1 protein-coding gene is annotated in these 382 nt (G+C 58.6%); it reads left to right on the forward strand.

Annotation, left to right across the window (positions count from 1 at the left end; all coding sequences use genetic code 11):
- Nucleotides 1-242, forward strand: a 242-nt coding sequence (locus AF337_RS06465) for a LysR substrate-binding domain-containing protein (RefSeq protein ID WP_244471197.1), incomplete at its 5' end; no start/stop codon positions are given.
- Between the last annotated feature and the right edge of the window lie 140 nt (nucleotides 243-382).

A 382-nucleotide genomic window follows, 5' to 3' on the forward strand; every position in this document is an offset into this window, starting at 1 on the left:
GGGATTTCGAGGCGGTGAGCGCCTTCACCTATCGCGGACACGGCATCGGCCTGCTGCCTTCGACCTATTGCGACGAACAGATCAGAAGTGGCGAACTCATCCGCCTGCTGCCGGACTGGTCGTCCGAGGAAATTTTCGTGCATGCCGTCTATCCCACCCGCCGCTTCCTGCCTTCCCGGTTGCAGGTCTTTCTCGATGCGCTGAAGGCATGGAAGAACCCCTTGTGGCTTCCCTTGCATTGAAGGCCTTCCGATCCATCACCGAAAATTGAAGCCGTGCGCGTGGGCGAGCGTCCTGCGTCGGCCAAGCTGTGTTAGAGTTTGCTGGCTTGGATGGCGCAGGGATTGGATTACCAATGCTGACGACACTTGCGGTGCTTATG

The sequence above is a fragment of the Rhizobium ecuadorense genome (genome assembly GCF_001187535.1).
Classification (GTDB): domain Bacteria; phylum Pseudomonadota; class Alphaproteobacteria; order Rhizobiales; family Rhizobiaceae; genus Rhizobium; species Rhizobium ecuadorense.